At 70.5% G+C, this 2,921-nt stretch carries 2 protein-coding genes and 2 pseudogenes; all 4 read right to left on the minus strand.

Features of this window, described 5'->3' with window-relative positions; genetic code table 11:
• A pseudogene (locus tag AB0C29_RS41480) lies at positions 1 to 201 on the minus strand (hypothetical protein); the annotation flags it as partial.
• A gap of 97 nt (positions 202 to 298) precedes the next feature.
• Entirely contained in the window at positions 299 to 1,228 is a 930-nt protein-coding gene (locus AB0C29_RS41485) for a copper transporter (RefSeq protein WP_360544847.1), read from the minus strand.
• 27 nt (positions 1,229 to 1,255) lie between these two features.
• Positions 1,256 to 2,434 carry a putative cytokinetic ring protein SteA gene (gene steA / locus AB0C29_RS41490; protein ID WP_360832756.1) on the minus strand — a complete coding sequence of 393 codons (1,179 nt, stop codon included), beginning with the start codon at positions 2,432 to 2,434 and terminating at the stop codon, positions 1,256 to 1,258.
• 97 nt (positions 2,435 to 2,531) lie between these two features.
• A pseudogene (locus AB0C29_RS41495) lies at positions 2,532 to 2,921 on the minus strand (DNA repair protein RecN); the annotation flags it as partial.

Below are 2,921 nucleotides of genomic sequence, written 5' to 3' on the forward strand. Positions count from 1 at the left end.
CGCGGCTGTGCTGGGCGCTCCGAGCGCCGCCCCGGCGGTGGCGCCCAGCGCGAGGGCAGGACCACCCGCCAGAGTGACCGTGCGGCCGTGGAAATTGGTCCGTTCCAGCCGGGCCGCGTACGGATCATGGCGGATCCAGGCCAGCGCCGCGCGGGCCACCACAGCCCCGGTTCCGAACGACTTCCAGACCTTGCCGGCCATGTCCCTGCACTCCCGCCTCGCCGGGCCGCGCCCCTCGGCGACCGATCGCCGAGTCTAGGCGGTCCGGGCCCGCGCCCGGCGCACCCTGTGGACGAACTCAGGCCGCTGCCTTGGGCACGAGCGCGCTGGCGCCGGCCGACAGCCCGTACTGGCCGACCTTGCCCGCCACCATCCGCTCGACGACGGTCAGCGCCGTGGCCAGCTGCCCCTGCGCGGTACTGACGTTGTCCACCGTGGAGATCTCCTTGACCAGCGTCGGGTCGGAGCGGATCTCGGCGACCAGGTTGCCGTCGCCGATGCCGTTGCCCCCGACGACCAGCGGCCGGTCCTTGTGGAACTGGTTGGCCAGGGTGACCGCGTTCTGGTTCTTCTTGGCGGCGTCCCGGTCGACCGGCGGCAGCCCGGAGACCACCACGGTGGCCTCGGCGCCGGGCACGATCTCGTCGGAGACGTTGAGGTAGCCGGGCTCGGTGTAGGCGGTCAGCACGGCGGTGAGGTCACCCGGCGTCACCGCCAGCGGCTTCTGCAGCAGGGCGACGGCGAGCAGCGCGCTGGACGTCTCGACGCCGTCGCTGTTGAGCGGGAGCCCCTCGGCGGGCACGGTCGGCTGCGACGCCTTGTCAGCCAGGTCCAGCAGCTCGAACGCGTTCGCCGGCTCGAAGAACTTGTCCTGCACGGTGACCGTACCGGTGATCGCGGCCCCCGCGACCTTGAGCATCGCGATGGTGCCCTCGGCGTAGTCCTGACCGCCGGGCAGGACCACCACGAGGATCTTGCGGCCGGTGAGCTTGCCGTTGAGCAGCGCGGGCGAGACCTGGGTGGCGAAGTCCTGGGTGCTGTTCAGTTCCTTACGGTACTGGTTCGCCTGCTCACGGTAGTTGGTGTTGTCGTTGCTGAGGGCGTCGACGCGGTCCTTGAGCGTGTCGACCACCGGCCCGTTGAGCGCGGCGGTGCCGACCACCAGGCCGATCGCCAGGGCGAGAAAGACCGCGGTGAGCGACACCACGTGGTACCGGAAGTTGATCACGCCAAAAGCCTCTTGGTCACTCGCGGATTAGAAGAGCTGTCCTAACTGGAAGACGAGATTGTCCCACCACTCGGACATCACGGAGAGATAGGCCTTGCCGACCGTGGAGACCGTGACCGCCGAGGCCATCGCCGCGATCGCCGACAGCACGAGCAGCACCAGCGACGAACCGGAGATGTTCTGCTTGTAGAGCCGGCTCACGCCCTTGGCGTCGACCAGCTTGCCGCCGACCTTGAGCCGGGTCAGGAACGTCGAGGCCATGCCGCCGCGGCCCTTGTCGAGGAACTCGACCAAGTTGGCGTGCGTGCCGACGGCGACGATCAGGGTGGCGCCCTTGTCGTCGGCCAGCAGCATGGCGAGATCCTCGCTGGTGGCGGCCGCGGGGAAGGTCACCGCGGGCACGCCGAGCCCGTGCACCCGGTCCAGGCCGGGTGCGCGGCCGTCCGGGTACGCGTGCACGATCACCTCGGCACCGCAGCGCAGCACGTCGTCGGTGACCGAGTCCATGTCGCCGATGATGATGTCGGGCGTGTAGCCGGTCTCGACCAGCGCGTCCGCGCCGCCGTCGACGCCGATGAGCACCGGCTTGAACTCGCGGATGTAGGGCCGCAGCACGTCCAGGTCGGCCTTGTAGTCGTACCCGCGGACCACGATGAGCACGTGCCGGCCGGCGATCTGGGTCTGCACGTCCGGCACGCCGACGCCGTCGAGCAGCAGGTCGCGCTCCTGCTTGAGGTAATCCATGGTGTTCGCGGCGAAGGCCTCGAGCTGCACGGACAGGCCCTCACGGGCGTCGGCCATGGCGGCGGCGACGGTCTGGGTGTCCTGCCGGATGCCGGTGGCGATCGGCTCGCCGTCGAGCAGCACGGTGTCGTCCTCGATGCTGACGACGTCACCCTCGCTGATCCGGTCGAAGACCTCTTCGCCGAGGTCGTCGATGAGCACGATGCCGGCCTGGATCAGCACCTCGGGCCCCAGGTTGGGGTAGCGGCCGGAGATCGAGGGCTTGACGTTGAGCACCGCCGCGACGCCGACGGCGACCAGCGAGTCGGCCGCGACGCGGTCGATGTCGACGTGGTCGATCACGGCGATGTCACCGGGGCGCAGCCGTCCGACCAGGCGCTTGGTCCGGCGATCCAGTCGGGCGGTGCCGGAGAACGCTCCCGGTTCGACGCTCCGGGTCCGGCGCAAGGTGGGAAGTCGCATCCCGGCCATCCTGACACGCCGTTTCACCCCGGCCGCACGCGACATGCACAAGGTCACCGACAAAAGGTATGAATTGCCCAGCCGGCCGGGCCCCAGGTCAGGCGCGCTTCTCCTTGTCGGCGACCGCCAGCAGCTCCTCGGCGTGGGCGATGCCCAGATCCGAATCCGGCAGGCCGGCCAGCATCCGGGCCAGCTCGCGGGCCCGCTCGGTCTCCTCGACGATCCGCACGCCGCTGGTGGTGATCGCCCCGCCGGTGTCCTTGGCGACCACGAGATGCCGGTCGGCGAACGCGGCCACCTGCGGCAGGTGGGTCACGACCAGCACCTGGTGGGTGCGCGCGAGCCGGGCCAGCCGCCGGCCGATCTCCACCGCGGCCTGACCGCCGACACCCGCGTCGACCTCGTCGAAGACCAGCGTGGGCGGGCCACCGGCGCCGGCGAACACCACCTCTATGGCCAGCATGACCCGCGGTGCGGCTCTCGTCGC

The organism is Actinoplanes sp. NPDC048791 (genome assembly GCF_040650095.1).
Lineage (GTDB): Bacteria > Actinomycetota > Actinomycetes > Mycobacteriales > Micromonosporaceae > Actinoplanes.

Excerpts from the sequence above, each read along its gene's own strand:
- steA (WP_360832756.1), bottom strand. The coding sequence starts at position 2,434 with ATGCGACTTCCCACCTTGCGCCGGACCCGGAGCGTCGAACCGGGAGCG.